Below are 803 nucleotides of genomic sequence, written 5' to 3' on the forward strand. Positions count from 1 at the left end.
CACCTACGCCAAGATCCGCCTCGACGACCACTCCCTCGAAACCGCCCTCCGCAACCTCTCCGGCATCCCCACCCCCCTCACCCGCGCCGTCATCTGGAACACCCTCCGCGACATGGTCCGCGACGGCGACCTCACCCCCACCGACTACCTCACCACCGCCACCGCCCACCTCCCCGAAGAAACCGACCTCGCCATCGTCCAAGGCGTCCTCGGCTTCGCCCGCACCCACATCGCCGACCGCTACACCACCCCCCACCAACGCCCCACCACCCTCGCCGCCATCACCCACCTCTGCCGCGACCTCATCCGCCGCACCGAAGACGGCGACAACCCCGGCCTCCGCCTCACCGCCGTACGCCACTACATCGACGCCGCCACCCAACCCGACACCATCACCGCCTGGCTCCACGACGGCACCGTCCCCGGCGGCCCCGAACTCGACCCCGAACTCCGCTGGCGCATTCTCACCCGCCTCGCCGTCCTCGGCGCCACCGACGACACCACCATCACCGCCGAACTCGACCGCGACCCCACCGCCACCGGACAAGAAGCCGCCGCCCGCTGCCGCGCCGCCCTACCCGACCCCGACACCAAAGCCCACACCTGGAACACCATGTTCCACACCGACACCCTCTCCAACTACCTCTTCACCGCCACCGCCCAAGGCTTCTGGCAACCCGAACAAACCGACCTCCTCCACCCCTACATCGAGCGCTACTACCCCGACGCCGTCGCCCTCGCCCACCGCCGCGGCCCCGCCATCGCCGAAGCCGCCGGCCACTGGGCCTTCCCCACCCACGCCG

Annotated in this window: 1 protein-coding gene; it reads left to right on the top strand. The window is 70.9% G+C overall.

Annotated features, from left to right (window positions below):
* A partial coding sequence (locus MTQ10_RS30865) for an ERAP1-like C-terminal domain-containing protein (RefSeq protein WP_247474120.1) occupies nucleotides 1-803 on the top strand: 803 nt, incomplete at both ends.

The sequence above is a fragment of the Streptomyces sp. XM83C genome, assembly GCF_023072675.1.
GTDB lineage: Bacteria > Actinomycetota > Actinomycetes > Streptomycetales > Streptomycetaceae > Streptomyces > Streptomyces thermocoprophilus.